At 72.8% G+C, this 15,927-nt stretch carries 16 protein-coding genes; 12 read left to right on the top strand and 4 right to left on the bottom strand.

Going from position 1 to position 15,927, the window contains the following annotated elements; all coding sequences use genetic code 11:
* Nucleotides 1-214 precede the first annotated feature (214 nt).
* From ACZ4MO_RS18395 to ACZ4MO_RS18380, 4 genes are read left to right on the top strand one after another with little or no spacing between them, the layout of a single operon-like run.
* Nucleotides 215-1,150 carry an ATP-binding cassette domain-containing protein gene (locus ACZ4MO_RS18395; protein ID WP_175010065.1) on the top strand — a complete coding sequence of 312 codons (936 nt, stop codon included), beginning with the start codon at nt 215-217 and terminating at the stop codon, nt 1,148-1,150.
* A gap of 26 nt (nt 1,151-1,176) precedes the next feature.
* Nucleotides 1,177-1,914, top strand: a complete 738-nt coding sequence (locus ACZ4MO_RS18390; protein ID WP_222592435.1) for an ABC transporter permease — start codon at nt 1,177-1,179, stop codon at nt 1,912-1,914.
* A 9-nt stretch (nt 1,915-1,923) separates the two neighbouring features.
* A complete protein-coding gene (locus ACZ4MO_RS18385) occupies nt 1,924-3,267 on the top strand; it encodes a sensor histidine kinase (RefSeq protein ID WP_186810514.1) in 1,344 nt (447 codons plus the stop codon).
* Nucleotides 3,264-3,884, top strand: a complete 621-nt coding sequence (locus ACZ4MO_RS18380) for a response regulator transcription factor (RefSeq protein WP_175010095.1) — start codon at nt 3,264-3,266, stop codon at nt 3,882-3,884. Before ACZ4MO_RS18385 ends, ACZ4MO_RS18380 begins: the two co-directional genes overlap by 4 nt.
* 6 nt (nt 3,885-3,890) lie before the next feature.
* On the opposite strand, the gene ACZ4MO_RS18375 is transcribed toward ACZ4MO_RS18380, so the two are convergent.
* Entirely contained in the window at nt 3,891-5,489 is a 1,599-nt protein-coding gene (locus ACZ4MO_RS18375; RefSeq protein ID WP_175010068.1) for an ATP-binding cassette domain-containing protein, read from the bottom strand.
* Between the two features lie 249 nt (nt 5,490-5,738).
* Between ACZ4MO_RS18375 and ACZ4MO_RS18370 the strand changes: the two genes are divergently transcribed.
* The 3 genes from ACZ4MO_RS18370 to ypfJ are packed head-to-tail and all read left to right on the top strand — an operon-like array spanning nt 5,739 to nt 7,586.
* Nucleotides 5,739-6,107, top strand: coding sequence for a hypothetical protein (locus tag ACZ4MO_RS18370; protein ID WP_074807068.1), 369 nt, complete (start codon nt 5,739-5,741; stop codon nt 6,105-6,107).
* A 5-nt stretch (nt 6,108-6,112) separates the two neighbouring features.
* The gene (locus ACZ4MO_RS18365) at nt 6,113-6,646 is read left to right on the top strand and encodes a hypothetical protein (RefSeq protein WP_175010070.1); all 534 of its coding nucleotides are present in this window, start codon (nt 6,113-6,115) and stop codon (nt 6,644-6,646) included.
* A 34-nt stretch (nt 6,647-6,680) separates the two neighbouring features.
* On the top strand, nt 6,681-7,586 hold the full coding sequence (gene ypfJ, locus ACZ4MO_RS18360) for a KPN_02809 family neutral zinc metallopeptidase (RefSeq protein WP_175010071.1): 906 nt from the start codon (nt 6,681-6,683) through the stop codon (nt 7,584-7,586).
* Nucleotides 7,587-7,605: 19 nt separating this feature from the next.
* On the opposite strand, the gene ACZ4MO_RS18355 is transcribed toward ypfJ, so the two are convergent.
* Nucleotides 7,606-8,739, bottom strand: coding sequence for a GNAT family N-acetyltransferase (locus ACZ4MO_RS18355; RefSeq protein ID WP_175010072.1), 1,134 nt, complete (start codon nt 8,737-8,739; stop codon nt 7,606-7,608).
* A gap of 121 nt (nt 8,740-8,860) precedes the next feature.
* On the opposite strand from ACZ4MO_RS18355, the gene metH reads away from it, so the two are divergent.
* The gene (gene metH, locus ACZ4MO_RS18350) at nt 8,861-12,454 is read left to right on the top strand and encodes a methionine synthase (protein ID WP_175010073.1); all 3,594 of its coding nucleotides are present in this window, start codon (nt 8,861-8,863) and stop codon (nt 12,452-12,454) included.
* Nucleotides 12,455-12,495: 41 nt separating this feature from the next.
* Here metH and ACZ4MO_RS18345 read toward each other — a convergent pair whose 3' ends face one another.
* Nucleotides 12,496-13,173, bottom strand: coding sequence for a hypothetical protein (locus ACZ4MO_RS18345; protein ID WP_186810515.1), 678 nt, complete (start codon nt 13,171-13,173; stop codon nt 12,496-12,498).
* Nucleotides 13,174-13,572: 399 nt separating this feature from the next.
* Between ACZ4MO_RS18345 and ACZ4MO_RS18340 the strand changes: the two genes are divergently transcribed.
* The 4 genes from ACZ4MO_RS18340 to ACZ4MO_RS18325 all read left to right on the top strand — a co-directional run bounded on the left by ACZ4MO_RS18340 (nt 13,573) and on the right by ACZ4MO_RS18325 (nt 15,538).
* The gene (locus ACZ4MO_RS18340) at nt 13,573-14,049 is read left to right on the top strand and encodes a DUF2975 domain-containing protein (RefSeq protein ID WP_175010075.1); all 477 of its coding nucleotides are present in this window, start codon (nt 13,573-13,575) and stop codon (nt 14,047-14,049) included.
* Entirely contained in the window at nt 14,050-14,286 is a 237-nt protein-coding gene (locus ACZ4MO_RS18335; protein ID WP_175010076.1) for a helix-turn-helix domain-containing protein, read from the top strand.
* Between the two features lie 86 nt (nt 14,287-14,372).
* The gene (locus tag ACZ4MO_RS18330) at nt 14,373-15,020 is read left to right on the top strand and encodes a dihydrofolate reductase family protein (RefSeq protein ID WP_175010077.1); all 648 of its coding nucleotides are present in this window, start codon (nt 14,373-14,375) and stop codon (nt 15,018-15,020) included.
* 77 nt (nt 15,021-15,097) lie between these two features.
* The gene (locus ACZ4MO_RS18325; protein ID WP_175010078.1) at nt 15,098-15,538 is read left to right on the top strand and encodes a VOC family protein; all 441 of its coding nucleotides are present in this window, start codon (nt 15,098-15,100) and stop codon (nt 15,536-15,538) included.
* 13 nt (nt 15,539-15,551) lie between these two features.
* Here the strand turns inward: ACZ4MO_RS18325 and ACZ4MO_RS18320 are convergent, their stop codons facing one another.
* Nucleotides 15,552-15,920 carry a DUF2200 family protein gene (locus ACZ4MO_RS18320; protein WP_175010079.1) on the bottom strand — a complete coding sequence of 123 codons (369 nt, stop codon included), beginning with the start codon at nt 15,918-15,920 and terminating at the stop codon, nt 15,552-15,554.
* Between the last annotated feature and the right edge of the window lie 7 nt (nt 15,921-15,927).

The following is a 15,927-nucleotide window of genomic DNA, read 5'->3' as shown; positions in this document are numbered from 1 at the left end:
AGACCTCCGTTGGCACGAGCCGGGTTCCTAGACAGCTCCCACTCGACACGGAGGTCTCTCGCTACGTCAATAACGCTCCTGGTCAGTACAGCTAGGCCGCGCTCGCGTCGTCCCCGCCGCGGACCGGGTCCACCGAACGGTGGAGGCGCGCGTCCACCCGAGCAGCGACGCGACGGTCGATCCCCGGGGCGGCGCGCGTCCCTAGCCTCGCAGCATGACCGCACTGGAAGTCCGTCATCTGCACAAGCGCTACGGACGGCACGTCGCCGTCGACGACGTCTCGTTCTCCGTGGACGAGGGAGAGATCTTCGGCATCATCGGGCCCAACGGCGCCGGCAAGACGACGACCGTCGAGAGCATCGCCGGGCTCCGGAGGCCCGACTCCGGCTCGGTCTCGGTGCTGGGGCTCGACCCGGTCGCGGACCGGGCCGAGGTGCGCCGGCGGCTCGGCGTCCAGCTCCAGGAGAGCAGCTTCCCCGACGCGATCACGGTCGGCGAGGCCCTGGACCTCTACGCCTCCTTCTACCCGGACCCCGCCGACCGGCGCGAGCTGGTCGAGCTCCTCGACCTCGGCGACCAGCGCGACACCCGGTACAAGGCGTTGTCCGGCGGGCAGAAGCAACGCCTGTCGATCGCGCTCGCCCTCGTCGGCAACCCGAGGGTCGCGATCCTCGACGAGCTCACGACCGGTCTCGACCCGCAGGCGCGCCGCGACACGTGGAGCGTGGTCGAGCGGGTCCGTGACCGCGGCGTCACGATCCTCCTCGTCACGCACTTCATGGACGAGGCGGAGCGCCTCGGCGACCGGATCGCCGTCATCAGCGGCGGCAGGGTCGCGGCCGTGGACACGCCCGCGGGCCTGGTCGCACGGGTCGACGCGCCGCAGCAGGTCCGCTTCCGCCTGCGCCAGCCCCTCGACGCGAGCGTCCTGACGGGGCTGCCGGACGTGACCGGGGTGGACGTGGTGGACGACCGCTGGCGGGTCACCGGGCGAGGACAGGTCCTGAGCAGCGTCGCCGGGGCCCTCGCCCGGGCTCAGGTCGTCGCGGAGGACCTCCGCGTCGACCGACGCAACCTCGACGACGCGTTCGTGGCGCTCACGGGGCGTACCCCGGGCTCCGTGGACGCCTCCGAGCGGAAGGCCGGCTGATGGGCGCCCTGCGCAGGACGGTGACCGTGGAGACGAGGCTCTTCCTCCGCGACCCGACCACCGTCGTCTTCGGCGTGCTGTTCCCGACGGCGCTCCTGCTCGGCCTCGGCAGGGTCCCCGCGCTCCGCGAGCCGACGCCGGAGTCCGGCGGGCTGCGCGCCATCGACGTCTGGGCACCGACCGCGCTGGTGTTCGGGATGGTGATGATCGCCGTCCAGCACGTCCCGGCGGTGGTCGCGACGTACCGCGAGCGCGGCATCCTGCGCAGGCTGTCGACCACTCCCCTGCCTCCGCAGCGCGTCCTGCTCGCCCAGGTGCTCGTCGCCTCGGCGTCGGTGGTCGTCTCGGCCGTGCTCCTCGTCCTCGCCGCCTGGGTGGTGCTGGACGTCGCACCGCCCGAGCGGCCGCTGGAGTTCGTCGTGGCCTTCGTCGTCGGCTACGCGGCGCTGCTCGGGGTCGGACTCGTCTCCGCGTCCGTGGTCCGCACGAGCAGCGCGGCCAACCAGGCCGGCACGATCCTGTTCGTCGCGCTCATGTTCTTCGGCGGGGCCTTCCTGCCCCGCGCCGTCATGCCCGACGCGCTGCGCGCCGTCGGCGAGCACGTGCCGCCCGGGCTCCAGGCCCTCACCACGGCCTGGTCCGCCGAGGCGGGCCAGGTCACCGCCACCAGCGCCGGGCAGCCCTTCTGGCTCCAGGTTGCCATAATGGCGGGCATCGCGGTCGTCGCGAGCGCGGTCGCCGCGAAGCTCTTCCGCTGGGAGTAGGGGTCGATGATGCGGGATCTCGCGGCGAGGCCGGAGCTGAGTCCCGGGACGCTCGTGCCCGACGCCACGGACGAGGCGGGGGCGGCCCACCGCCCCCGCCTGGCGTGGAGGGAGGAGCAGCTGCGGGTCTGGGACCTGCTGCAGCTGTTCGCGCCGTGGCTGCTGCTGACCGTCTCCACCGTCGCGTACCTCGTCCAGGCGCTGCCGCCCTCGGGCACGAGCTTCTGGCCGGAGGGCGCGTCGGCGCTCGGGCTGATCGCCGCCACGGCGCTGTGGGTGCTGTTCGGGCAGACGCTGCCGCTGCGGAGAAGGGCTCTGCGACCGGTGCCGGCGGGCCTCTACCTCGTGGGGCTGCTCGCCCTGTGCGTCGCCCTCATGACGGTCTCCGACGTGTTCCTCGTGCTCACCGTCGCCGGCTTCTTCCAGGCCTACCTGCTCCGACCGTGGCAGGTCGGCGTGCTCGGCGTGCTCGCGACCTCCGTGGCCCTCAACGGGGCGGCGATGGGCGTGTGGGCCGACCCGAGCCCGGACGTGCTCGCGGAGTTCCTCGTGATCGTCACCGTCCAGACCGCGGCGATCGGCGCCGGCATCCTCCTCACGGCGCGGAGCGAGCCGGAGGAGCGCAGACGGGAGGAGCTCGTCGCCCGGCTCGAGGCAGCCCTGCACGAGAACGCCGGTCTCCACGCGCAGCTCGTCGTCCAGGCCCGCGAGTCCGGGGCGCAGGACGAGCGGCAGCGGCTGGCCGGCGAGATCCACGACACCCTCGCCCAGGGCCTCGCCGGGATCATCACGCAGCTCCAGGCCGCGGAGCGCTCCGCGAGCGCCCGGGACGAGCCGGACGAGCACGTGACGCGGGCGCTCCGGCTCGCACGGAGCAGCCTGACGGAAGCGCGACGCTCCGTCCGGGCGCTCGCGCCGCGGGAGCTCGGGCAGGCGCACCTCCCCGACGCGCTGCGCACCCTGGCCGAACGCTGGTCGCGCGACCAGGGGGTCGGCACCCGGGTCGAGGTCACCGGCACGCGGGAACCGCTGAGCCCGGCGATCGAGGTGTCGCTCTTCCGGGTCGCGCAGGAGTCGCTCACCAACGTGGCGAAGCACGCCCGTGCGTCGCGCGTCGGTGTCACGCTGTCGTACACGGGCACCGAGGTGCTGCTCGACGTGCGGGACGACGGTCGCGGGTTCGCCGACGGGGTCGGCACCGGTTTCGGGCTCACGAGCATGCGCCAACGCATCCGCGGGGTCGGGGGCCAGGTGGTGGTCCAGAGCACGCCGGGCGAGGGCACCTCCGTCAGCGCGCGCGTCCCGGCGATCGCCCTCGGGGGCGCGAGCGAGAGGGGGTGGACGGACCGATGATCCGGCTCGTCGTCGTCGACGACCACCCGGTCGTACGAGGCGGTCTGCGCGACACCTTCGCCGGGGCGGAGGACGTCGTGGTGGTCGGCGAGGCCGGGGACGGCGCCGAGGGCGTCGAGCGCGCGCGGGCGCTGGCGGCGGACGTCGTGCTGATGGACCTGCGCATGCCCGGGATGGACGGGGTCGCCGCCACGGCCGCCCTGCGCGCGCAGGTCCCCGACGCCCGGGTGCTGGTCCTGACCACCTTCGACGGCGAGAGCGACGTCCTCCCCGCGATCGAGGCGGGGGCGATCGGCTACCTCCTCAAGGACGCGCTGCCCGACGACCTGCTCCGGGCCGTGCGCGCGGCCGCCCGCGGAGAGCCGGTGCTCGCGCCGTCGGCGACCCAGCACCTCATGGGTCAGGTGCGCCGGCCCGGTGCCGGCACGCTCACCGACCGGGAGAGGCAGGTGCTGCAGCTCGTCGCGAACGGCAGCTCGAACCGGGAGGCCGCGGCGACGCTGTTCATCGGTGAGGCGAGCATCAAGACCCACCTCCAGCACGTCTACGACAAGCTCGGCGTGCGCGACCGCGCCGCCGCGGTGGCCGAGGGCTACCGCCGCCGCCTCCTGACGTGACGCCGGTCAGGCCAGCGAGACGAGCTCCGCGTACTCGTCGCTCCACAGGTCCTCGTCGCCGTCCGGCAGCAGGAGGACCCGCTCGGGCTCGAGCGCCTCGACCGCGCCGTCGTCGTGCGTGACCATGACGACCGCGCCCTCGTACGTCTTGAGCGCGCCGAGGATCTCGGCGCGCGACGCCGGGTCGAGGTTGTTCGTCGGCTCGTCGAGGAGCAGCACGTTCGCCGCCGAGACGACGAGCGTCGCGAGCGCGAGGCGCGTCTTCTCCCCGCCGGACAGCACGTTCGTCGGCTTGTCCGCGTCGTCGCCGGAGAACAGGAACGACCCGAGGACCGAGCGCACCTGCGTGTCCGTGAGGTCGGGCGCCGCGTGACGCAGGTTCTCGACGACGGTCGCGTCCATGTCGAGCGTGTCGTGCTCCTGGGCGTAGTACCCGATCTTCAGGCCGTGGCCCGGGTGCACCTCGCCCGTGTCCGGCTGCTCGACACCGCCGAGGATGCGCAGGAGCGTCGTCTTGCCGGCGCCGTTGAGGCCGAGCACGACGACGCGGCTGCCGCGGTCGATCGCGAGGTCGACGCCCGCGAAGACCTCCTGCGAGCCGTAGGCCTTGGACAGCCCGCTCGCGGTGAGCGGCGTGCGGCCGCACGGCGCGGGCTTGGGGAAGCGCAGCTTCGCGACCTTGTCGCTCTGGCGCTCGCCCTCGATGCCGGCGAGCATCTTCTCGGCGCGGCGCATCATCTGCTGCGCGGCGACGGCCTTGGTGGCCTTGGCGCGCATCTTCTCGCCCTGGGCGAGGAGCGCGCCCGCCTTCTTCTCCGCGTTCTGCCGCTCGCGACGACGGCGCCGCTCGTCGGACTCGCGCTGCGCGAGGTAGGCGTCCCAGCCGAGGTTGTACTGGTCGAGCTCGCCGCGGTTGGCGTCGAGGTGGAACACCTTGTTGACCGTCGCGCGCAGCAGCTCGACGTCGTGCGAGATCACGACGAAGCCGCCGCTGTACGACTTGAGGTAGTCGCGCAGCCAGACGATCGAGTCCGCGTCGAGGTGGTTCGTCGGCTCGTCGAGGAGCAGCGTCTCGACGCCGGAGAAGAGGATGCGCGCGAGCTCGATGCGGCGGCGCTGCCCGCCGGACAGCGTGCTCAACGGCTGGCCGAGCACGCGGTCGTCGAGACCGAGGTTGCTCGTGATGCGGTGCGCCTCGCTCTCGGCCGCGTACCCGCCCGCCGCGAGGAACCGTGCCTCGAGCTTGGGGTAGCGCTCCATCGCGGCCTCGTGGGTCTCCGCGTCCGCGCTCGCCATCGCGCCCTCGGTCTCGCGCATCTGGCGCACGATCTTGTCGAGGTTGCGTGCCGAGAGGACCCGGTCGAGCGCGATGACCTCGAGGTCGCCCGTGCGCGGGTCCTGGGGCAGGTAGCCGATGTCGTTGCCGCGCGTGATCTTGCCCGCCGTGGGCTGGGTCTCGCCCGCGAGGGTCTTGGTCAGGGTCGTCTTGCCGGCGCCGTTGCGGCCGACGAGGCCGATCCGGTCGCCCGCGGCGATCTGGAACGTCGCCTCGTGCAGCAGGACGCGGGCGCCGACGCGCAGCTCGACGCCGTGGGCGGTGATCACGTGCAGGTCCTCTCCGAAGGGGTGACCCCGGTGGATCCAGCCTGGTGGGGCGATCCGATCGACGGGGCCCGACGATTCTACGGGCCGCGGGCTCGCTCTCGCGCGGTCTTTCCACGGACCGTGCCGCGGACCCTCGCCGGCGCCTTCGACGGGCGTGGAACAGAACGGGACAATCAGCCCATCATGCTAGCCTCCGGACGACCCGGACCACGGACGAGACCGCGGTCCGGCCCGAGCAAGGAGAGCACGTTGAGCAACGCCGAAGCAGCACTGAGCACGGTCCTCGAGCTGGACGGGGCGATCGCGATCGCGGTCGTCGACTACAGCAGCGGCATGGCCCTGGTCCAGAAGCAGACCGCTCCGTTCGACCTCGAGCTCGCCGCGGCGGCCAACACCGAGGTCATCCGTGCCAAGCTCCGGGCGATCGAGCAGCTCGGTCTCGAGGACGGCATCGAGGACATCCTCATCACGCTCGGCCGCCAGTACCACCTCATCCGCCTCGCGCAGCGCGAGAGCCTGCGCGGCACCTTCTCCTACCTCGTGCTCGACCGCGGACGGGCGAACCTCGCGCTCGCGCGCCGCGGCCTGGCCCAGCTCGACGAGTCGCTGTCCCTCTGACGCCCGTGGTCGCGGACGCCCTCGACCAGCCCGGGCGGGTCGCCCCCCGCAGCGTGGTGGACGTGCTGCGGGGCATCGACGACGCCCTCGACCACGAGGCGCACGTGCTGGCGCTCGGACCCGGCGGCCGGGTCCTCGGCAGCGCCGGCCCCTCCCCCGGGCCGGTGGTCGAGGTGGCGCGGGCCGTCGCCGCGGCCCTCACCCAGGGCCCGGCCGTCCCGGGCAGCTCGGCGCGGTGCATCCTCAACACCGCGGAGGCGTGCGTCTTCGTCTACCTGCTCGGGCAGGACCTGTCGGTCATCCTCGTGGGCCCGACGGACTGGAACATCGCCCTCACGGGCCGACGCGTCGAACGGTTCCTCGTCGACTTCGTCGACACCTACCTGGCCGAGACCGTCGCCGAGCTCCCGGGTGAGGACCCCGGGACCCTGCCGCGTCGCGAGCCACCGGCGCCCGTCGTCGGGCCCGGTGAGCGGCACGAGCACCGCGGCGACCACGACCTGCTCGCGCGCGTGCTGCGCGCCCTGGTCCGTTTCTGAGGCCTGTGGCCGCGCTCGGCGGTAGCGTTCCCCTGTGACATTCCAGGAAGGCGGATCGTTCGAGGGCGGACGCGTCCGCAAGGGTGGCGGCCGCGGGCGCGGCCCGTTGATCGCGGGCGGCGGGATCGGCGCGGTGCTCGTCGCGCTGCTCATCGCGTTCGTCGGCAACCAGACGGGCGTCGACCTCAGCGCGCTGACCGGCGGCGACGGGTCGGACTCGGGCGCGTACGGCGACGGTCAGCAGGAGTACATCGACACCTGCACCGCCGAGCAGGCGAACACGACGCGCGAGTGCCGGCTCAACGGCACCGTCCAGTCGCTCGACGCCTACTGGACCGAGGCCCTCCCCCAGCAGGCCGGCGTCGAGTACGCGCTGCCCGAGGTCGTGAGCTTCACCGGGCAGGTCTCGACGGGCTGCGGTGCGGCGACGAGCGCCGTGGGGCCGTTCTACTGCCCGCCCGACCAGACGGTGTACATCGACCTCGGCTTCTACGACGACCTGACGAACCGCTTCGGCGCGAACGACGGCGGGCTCGCGGAGATGTACGTCGTCGCGCACGAGTTCGGGCACCACATCGAGCAGCTCACCGGCGCCATGGACTCGGCGGACCGGCAGGGCACGGGCCCGGAGTCCGACTCCGTGCGCATCGAGCTCATGGCCGACTGCCTCGCCGGCATGTGGGCGGGCCACGCGGCGACCACCGTCGACCCGGACACAGGCGTGACGTTCCTCGCACCGATCACCGCGCAGGAGCTGGACGACGCGCTGTCCGCGGCGTCCGCCGTCGGGGACGACCGCATCCAGGAGGCCGCGACCGGCCAGGTCAACCCCGAGGGCTGGACCCACGGGTCGAGCGAGCAGCGCCAGCGCTGGTTCACGACCGGCTACGAGGGCGGCACGCTCCAGGACTGCGACGCGCTCTCCGCCTCGACGCTGTGACCGCTCCCGTCGAGCTCGCTCAGAGCTCGATCGAGTACATGCGCGAGCCGGTGACCTTCTCGTAGCCGAGGCTCGCGTACAGGCCGTGCGCACCGGACGGGTTCTCGGTGTCGACGTCGAGCGCGGCGTACTGCATGCCGTCCGCCGCGAACGCGCGCATCGCGGCCGCGAGCGCCGCGACGGCGACGCGGCGGCCGCGGTACGCGCGCCGGACGCCGAGGAGCTCGGTGTACCCGAACGTGTACCCGCGCACGGGGAAGTCCTCGTCGTACCGGCCCGCCATCTCGTAGCCGACGACGAGCGGCTCGCCCGCGCGCAGCGCGGCCGCGGTCTCGGGGTCGGTGGCCGGGTCGGCGAGGAGCGCGTCGACGTCGGGCGCGTCGTCGACCACGAGGAACGACCACTGCGGCGCGAACTCGCTGCGACCGTGGGTCCAGGCCTCGGCGGTGCGGGGCTCGCTCCCCCAGTGGTCACGGAACGCGTCGTTGTGCGCGAGGCGCGTCGCCTCGTCGAGCTCGGTGGTCCAGGGGACGACGCGCAGGGACCCGTCGAGCGGGACGTCGGGCACGGGGGCCGCGAGGTCGCGGCGCAGGTCGGAATAGAAGCGGCGGGCGACGAACCCGAACCGCGCGTAGAGCCGCGCCTTCTCGGGCGGGTCGGTGTCCTCCCCGAAGACGGCGAGCCGCGCGGGCAGCTCCTTGCCGCTCGCGGCGAGCACCTGCCGGGCACGGGCGACCTGCCAGGCGAGCACCTCGCGCCCGATGCCCCGCCCCCGGTGGGTGGGATGGACGCCGCCGCCGAGGAACGCCCGCACGGTGCGCGCGTCCCCGGGGTTGGTGTCAACCATCCCGTAGGCGCGCAGCGTCCCGTCGGCGTCGACGCCGACGATCGAGTCGGCCGCGACGTCGCGCCACGGGGCGGTGAAGATCTCCTCGATCTCCGCGAGCGTCTCGCGGTACGGCTCGTCGTCCGCCTCCGCGATGTCGTTGCGCAGCGTGAGCAGCGCCGGCGCGTCGGCGGGCGTGGCCGGGCGCCACGTGAGCCCGCCCGCCGTCACCGGCGGCAGGGTCGACGGCGCGGCGGCGCGCTCGGCGATCGGGGCGAGCGTCGGGAGTGCCGCCTCGGCACGGTCGGTCGTCGAGGGAGAGGCCATGGCGACCACGGTAGGGGGGCCCGCTCCGTCGGGCACGTGCTTTTCCCATGACGTCCGCGCGGCGCGTCGGCAGGCTGAGACGGCTCCCCGTGCCGTGCCGCACGCGATCTACGCTGCGAGCATGCCGACCGTCGTTCCTCAGGACCTCGCCGACGCCCGCTCCCGGGCCCTCGCGGAGGCGCTGCGCACGCGCGTCGTCGTCGCGGACGGCGCGATGGGCACGATGATCCAGGAGCAGGACCCGACGCTCGAGGACTACCAGGGGCTCGAGGGCTGCAACGAGATCCTCAACGTCTCGCGACCCGACATCATCGCCGCGGTGCACGACGCGTACCTCGAGGTCGGGGTGGACGCGATCGAGACGAACACGTTCGGCGCCAACTGGTCCAACCTGTCGGACTACGACATCGACGACCGGATCCGCGAGCTCGCCGCGGCCGGGGCGCGGATCGCGCGCGAGCGCGCGGACGCCCACGCGACCGCCGACCACCCGCGCTGGGTGCTCGGCTCGATGGGTCCGGGGACCAAGCTGCCGAGTCTCGGGCACACGACGTACGCGCACCTGCGCGACACGTTCGCCGAGCAGGCCGCGGGTCTCCTGGAGGGCGGGGCCGACGCGATCCTCGTCGAGACGAGCCAGGACCTGCTCCAGGCGAAGGCCGCGGTGACCGGGTCGCGGAACGCGATGCGCGACGTCGGGCGCGAGGTGCCCGTGATCGTCCAGGTGACGGTCGAGACCACGGGCACGATGCTCATGGGCTCCGAGATCGGGGCCGCGCTGACCACGCTCCAGGCGCTCGGCGTCGACGCGATCGGTCTCAACTGCGCGACCGGCCCGGCCGAGATGAGCGAGCACCTGCGGCACCTGTCGCGGCACGCGGAGATCCCCGTGACGTGCATGCCCAACGCGGGCCTGCCGGTGCTCGGCCCGAACGGGGCGACGTACCCGCTGACGCCCGACGAGCTCGCCGCGGCGCACACCCAGTTCGTCAGCGAGTTCGGCCTGGGCCTCGTGGGAGGCTGCTGCGGCACGACGCCCGAGCACCTGCGCCGCGTCGTCGAGGCGGTGCGCGCGCGGCCGGTCGTCGAGCGCCACCCTGAGCGGGAGAACGGCGTCGCGAGCCTGTACTCGCACACCGACCTGCACCAGGACGCGTCCTTCCTCGCGATCGGCGAGCGCACGAACGCCAACGGGTCGAAGGCGTTCCGCGAGGCGATGCTGGCGGAGAACTGGGACGAGTGCGTCGAGATCGCGCGCGCCCAGACGCGCGACGGCGCGCACCTGCTCGACGTGTGCATCGACTACGTGGGTCGCGACGGCGTCGCGGACGTGCAGCAGGTCGTCTCGCGCCTCGCGAGCGCGTCGACGCTCCCGCTCGTCATCGACTCGACGGAGCCCGAGGTCATCGCGGCGGGCCTCGAGCTCGTGGGCGGCCGCGCCGTCGTGAACTCGGTGAACTTCGAGGACGGCGACGGGCCGACGTCGCGGTTCGCACGGATCATGCCGCACGTGGTCGAGCACGGGGCGGCCGTCGTCGCGCTGACGATCGACGAGGAGGGCCAGGCGCGCACCGCGTCGGGCAAGGTGGAGATCGCGACCCGGCTCGTCGAGACCCTGACGCGCGACTGGGGCCTGCGCGTGGACGACATCATCGTCGACGCCCTCACGTTCCCCATCGCCACGGGTCAGGAGGAGACGCGGCGCGACGCGATCGAGACGATCGAGGCGATCCGCGAGATCACGCGCCGCTACCCCGGCATCCACACGACGCTCGGCGTCTCGAACGTGTCGTTCGGCCTCAACCCCGCGGCGCGCACGGTGCTCAACTCGGTGTTCCTCCACGAGGCGGTCGAGGCCGGGCTGGACTCCGCGATCGTGCACGCCGCGAAGATCCTGCCCCTCGCGCAGATCCCCGACGAGCAGCGCGAGGCTGCGCTCGACCTCGTGTGGGACCGGCGGCGGTACGACGACGAGGGGAACCTCGTGCACGACCCGCTCGCCCGGCTGCTCGAGCTGTTCGAGGGCGTGGACTCGGCGGCGCTCAAGGACCAGCGCGCGGCCGAGCTCGCGGCGCTCCCCGTCGGCGAGCGGCTCGAGCGCCGGATCGTCGACGGCGCGCGCAAGGGCCTGGAGGACGACCTCGACGCCGCGATGGCGTCGGGCATCTCGGCGCTCGACATCGTCAACGAGCACCTGCTCGAGGGCATGAAGGTCGTGGGCGACCTGTTCGGGCGCGGTGAGATGCAGCTCCCGTTCGTGCTCCAGTCCGCCGAGGTCATGAAGACGGCCGTCGCGTACCTCGAGCCGCACATGGAGAAGGTCGAGGGCGCGAGCGGGTCCAAGGGCACGATCGTGCTCGCGACCGTGCGCGGCGACGTGCACGACATCGGCAAGAACCTCGTCGACATCATCCTCACCAACAACGGCTACACGGTCGTGAACATCGGCATCAAGCAGCCGATCTCCGCGATGATCGAGGCCGCCGAGGAGCACGACGCCGACGTCATCGGCATGTCCGGGCTGCTCGTGAAGTCCACCGTCGTCATGAAGGAGAACCTCGCGGAGCTCGCGTCGCGCGGGCTCGCCGGCCGCTGGCCGGTCCTGCTCGGTGGCGCGGCGCTCACGCGCACGTACGTCGAGGACGACCTCGCGGGCCAGTTCCCGGGCGTGGTCCGGTACGCGCGCGACGCGTTCGAGGGACTGCGCCTCATGGAGCCGCTCGTGCGCGTCGCGCGCGGCGAGTCGCCCGACGCCGTCGGGCTGCCCGCGCTGAAGAAGCGCCGGCACGCGGTGGTCACCGTGACCGAGACGCCCGCCGAGGACCTGCCCGCGCGGTCCGACGTCGCGGCCGACAACCCGGTGCCCGCTCCCCCGTTCTGGGGCACGCGCCTCGTCAAGGGCGTCCAGCTCGCCGAGTACGCGGCGTTCCTCGACGAGCGCGCGACGTTCATGGGCCAGTGGGGTCTCAAGCCGGGGCGTGGCGACGACGGGGCGTCGTACGAGGAGCTCGTCGAGACCGAGGGTCGCCCGCGCCTCAACGCCTGGTACGAGCGGATCCGCACCGAGGGCGTCGTCGACCCGTCGGTCGTGTACGGGTACTTCCCGGTGTGGTCGGAGGGTGACGACGTCGTCGTCGCGCACCACGGCGCCGGGCTCGCAGGGATCGGCGCGCCCGACGGCGGGTCGGGCGGCGAGCCGGGGACGGAGCGACTGCGCTTCACCTTCCCGCGCCAGCGCCGCGACCGGCACCTGTGCCTCGCCGACTTCGTCAAGCCGCGGTCCTGGGTCGAGGAGACCGGCCGGTACGACGTGCTGCCCGTCCAGCTCGTCACCATGGGCGCCTCCGTGGATCAGCACACCGCGAAGCTGTTCGCCGGGAACCACTACCGCGAGTACATGGAGCTCCACGGGCTGTCGGTGCAGCTCACCGAGGCGCTGGCCGAGATGTGGCACTCGCGCGTGCGTGCCGAGCTCGGGTTCGCCGACGAGGACCCGACCGAGGTCGAGGGCATGTTCAAGCTCGAGTACCGCGGGGCACGCTTCTCGCTCGGTTACCCCGCCTGCCCCGACATGGAGGACCGCACCAAGGTCGTCGAGCTCCTGCGACCCGAGCGCGTGGGCGTCGAGCTGTCCGCGGAGCTCCAGCTCCACCCCGAGCAGTCGACGGACTGTTTCGTGTTCCATCACCCCGAGGCCAAGTACTTCAGCGTCTGACGTTCCCGGGGACGACGTCCCCGAGCGCACGAGGTGCCGCGTCAGGCCCACGTCCACGAACCCGCCACCTGGTCGATGAGCTCGTCGCCGTTGTCGTAGGGGGTGACGATCGCGATCACGAAGAACTGCACCTCGTCGGTGCCCGTCGTGAACCGCTCGGGTGCGAAGGCCGTGATGAAGGCCTTCGTCCGCGTCTCCTCGAACGTTCCGTGGACCCGGGTGATGTTTGCCGGGACACCGTCGAGGGTGGTCGCCTCGTGCAGGCTGAGGATGCTGCCGTTCTCCGCGAAGTACGAGTCCGCGAGGAGGTCGACCGCTCCCCCGAGATCGGTCCCGACCCCCCACGCCTCGGACGTCGCGACCCGCACCGGTTGGACCGACACCTGCCCGTAGACCGCCCCGACGCCCGTGGGCACCACCGCGCCGTCGACGACCTCACCCCAGAGCTCGAGGGCCCCGTGGCAACGCTCCTCCTCCTCCGTGGACACGTTGTTCACGAAGGCCTCAGGACCCTCGTAGGACCAGCACGGCGTCCGGATCGGCTGGCCCGACACGATCGCGTGCTCCGCTCCCGAGGCAGGTCCGGGGGTCGCCGACTCGCCCTCGCTCGACTCGTTCTCGCTCCGGGATGACGCTGCCGCCACAGGGGTCGCGCCGTCGTCGGTCTCGACGATCGGCAGCGCGCACCCGGGGACGACCGCGAGGACGACGGCGACCACGAGTCCTGAGAGCACACGACCGACGGCGGCTCTCCGACGGGTGGCGAGGGACGCACGGCGACGGTGCCCCGTGCGAGGCACCCCGGTCGATCGCTCGGGCCGGCTCGTGCGCTCGTGCTGGTCGGGCATGATGATCCTCCTGGTCGTGGACTTCTGGACCGGACGGTAGACGCCACGACGACGAGGGCACCGGTTATCCACAGGCCAGGATCCGCGGGTGCCTCGGACGACACGCTGTGACTCGCCTGATCGTCCGTCTCACGGGCGAGAGAACGGCGGAAGCCGTGGGCGGCGGCGGGCGCCGCGCTGACCAGGACGGCCGGGCCGCGCGTTCTTTCTCCGGGCCACGGTCGTGCCTCGTTCGTTGACACCAGCACCCCATCTATCGACAATCGATAGATGAAACGTCCTCTCGTCGCGTGCACACGAGCGCTCCTCGTCCTCGTGGCCCTCGGCACCGCTCTGTCGATGTTCCTCGCCCCGCTCCTCGCGGCCGAGGTCGCCACGCAGTACCCGGAGGTCCGCGGCCTCGTGGTCCCGTACTCCGTCCTGGCCGTGCTGGCGCTGCTCGCGGTCGAGGTCGCGCTCGTGGCGGTGTGGCGCCTGCTCGATCTCGCCGCCCGCGACGAGGTGTTCGACCCGCGCGCGCTGCGTTCGGTCACCGTGGTGATCGGGTGCGTGATCACGGTCGCGACCCTCGCCGCGACGGTGTTCGGTCACCTGACCTTCGGGGCGCAGGTCGGCGGCCCGCTCGTGCTCCTCGGCCTCCTGGGCTCGCTCGCGGGCGGGGGCGCGCTGGCACTGCTCGTCGTGGTCCTGCGCGAGCTGCTGCGCGCCGCGACCACCGACCGCCGCGAGCTGGCCGCGGTGATCTAGGTGCCGATCGTCATCGACCTCGACGTCCTCCTGGAGCGGAGGCAGATGGCCGTCGGCGACTTCGCCGCCGCGGTCGGCATCACCCCGGCGAACGTCGCCGTCCTGAAGAACGGGCGCGCCAAGGCCGTGCGGTTCTCGACGCTCGACGCCGTCTGCCGTGTCCTCGGGTGCCAGCCCGGCGACGTCCTCCGGTGGGTCCCGGACGAGCGCGACGACGCGGGTCCGCCCGACTCCTGACCCGCCTCGGCCGCCGCGTCGATGAGTTCGGCGACCGGACGACGTCCTACCCGTGACGGAGACCACGACGCCACGGGAGCCGAGCCATGGGAAGCATCGAGATCGAGCTGTTCACGACCCTCGACCTCGTCGGGCAGGCGCCCGGCGGGCCAGAGGAGGACCCGGAGGGCGGGTTCGCGTTCGGCGGGTGGCAGGCGCCGCTGCTCGACGACGTCGCGGGCGCGCAGATCGCCGCGGCGTACGAGGGCACGGACGCGCTGCTGCTCGGGCGCCGCACGTACGACATCTTCGCGTCGTACTGGCCGTTCCAGGAGGGCGGGCAGGACGACGACTTCGCCACCCTGTTCAACCGCATCCCGAAGTACGTCGCGTCGCGCGGGACGCCGGACCTGCCGTGGGCCGGGTCGACGCTGCTCGGCCCGGACCTGCCCGCCGCGGTGCACGAGGTGCGCGACCGGCACGCGCACGTCAAGGTCGTGGGGAGCCTCGACCTGGTGCAGACGCTGCTGCGCGAGAGGCTGTTCGACCGGCTCGACCTGTGGGTGCACCCCATCGTGCTCGGCACGGGCAAGACCGTGTTCGACGGCGGTGCTGTCCCCACCAACCTCACGCTCCTCGAACCGCCGTCGTCCAGCCCCACTGGCACGGTCCTGCTGCGCTACGGCCTCGGCGACGGCACGCCGAGCACGGGTGACATGAGCGAGCCGGGACGCGGCGTCGGGCAGGGCGCCTGACCCCGGGGAGACCGCCGCCCGGCACGGCTGCCCGGCACCGTGGACGACCCACCGACACCAGACCTCAGGAGGAACCCGTGGCGATCCAGCGCCTCGACAACGTGGCCGTCGTCGTCGACGACCTCGACGCGGCCGTCGCGTTCTTCGCCGAGCTCGGGATGGAGCTCGAGAACCGGATGACGATCGAGGGGCGGTGGGCGGAGCGCGTCGTCGGGCTCGACGGCCTGCGGTCGGAGATCGCGATGATGCGTGTCCCCCACGGTCCTGGGCGGCTGGAGCTCACGCGGTACCACGCGCCGGCGCCGCTCGACCTGGGGCTCGGCACCGCCCCGCCGAACGTGCTCGGCCTGCACCGGGTGATGTTCGCCGTGGACGACCTCGACGACACGGTCGAGCGCCTCGCCCGCCACGGCGGGGCGGTGCTGCGTGAGATCGTGCGCTTCGAGGACGCGTACCGGCTCTGCTACCTGCGGGGACCCGGCGGCATCATCGTCGGGCTCGCGGAAGAGCTCGGGTGAGCCCCGGGCGCCGCTAGGAGGCGGTAGCCGCCTCGCCGCGCAGGATCGACGACATCTTCTTGCCGCGCGCGACCTCGTCGACGAGCTTGTCGAGGTAGCGGACCTTCTGCATCAGCGGGTCCTCGATGTCCTCGACGCGGACGCCGCAGATCACCCCGGTGATGAGCGAGGCGTTCGGGTTCCACGCGGGCGCCCGGTCGAAGAGCTCCTCGAGCGTGATCTCGTCGGCGATCGCCTGCGCCAGGCCGGCGTCGTCGTAGCCGGTGAGCCAGCCGATGACCTGGTCGAGCTCGTCCGTCGTGCGCCCCTTGCGCTCCACCTTGGTCACGTAGAGCGGGTAGAGGCTCGCGAAGCTCATGCCGAAGATCCGGTGTCCCGCCATGGCTGTC

Source organism: Sphaerisporangium cinnabarinum, assembly GCF_055567015.1.
This window is presented reverse-complemented; position numbering and strand designations above follow the sequence as displayed.

Excerpts from the sequence above, each read along its gene's own strand:
- ACZ4MO_RS18320 (WP_175010079.1), bottom strand. The coding sequence starts at position 15,920 with ATGGCGGGACACCGGATCTTCGGCATGAGCTTCGCGAGCCTCTACCCG.
- ACZ4MO_RS18340 (WP_175010075.1), top strand. The coding sequence starts at position 13,573 with ATGAAACGTCCTCTCGTCGCGTGCACACGAGCGCTCCTCGTCCTCGTG.
- ACZ4MO_RS18395 (WP_175010065.1), top strand. The coding sequence starts at position 215 with ATGACCGCACTGGAAGTCCGTCATCTGCACAAGCGCTACGGACGGCAC.
- ACZ4MO_RS18380 (WP_175010095.1), top strand. The coding sequence starts at position 3,264 with ATGATCCGGCTCGTCGTCGTCGACGACCACCCGGTCGTACGAGGCGGT.
- ACZ4MO_RS18385 (WP_186810514.1), top strand. The coding sequence starts at position 1,924 with ATGCGGGATCTCGCGGCGAGGCCGGAGCTGAGTCCCGGGACGCTCGTG.
- ACZ4MO_RS18330 (WP_175010077.1), top strand. The coding sequence starts at position 14,373 with ATGGGAAGCATCGAGATCGAGCTGTTCACGACCCTCGACCTCGTCGGG.
- metH (WP_175010073.1), top strand. The coding sequence starts at position 8,861 with ATGCCGACCGTCGTTCCTCAGGACCTCGCCGACGCCCGCTCCCGGGCC.
- ACZ4MO_RS18355 (WP_175010072.1), bottom strand. The coding sequence starts at position 8,739 with ATGGCCTCTCCCTCGACGACCGACCGTGCCGAGGCGGCACTCCCGACG.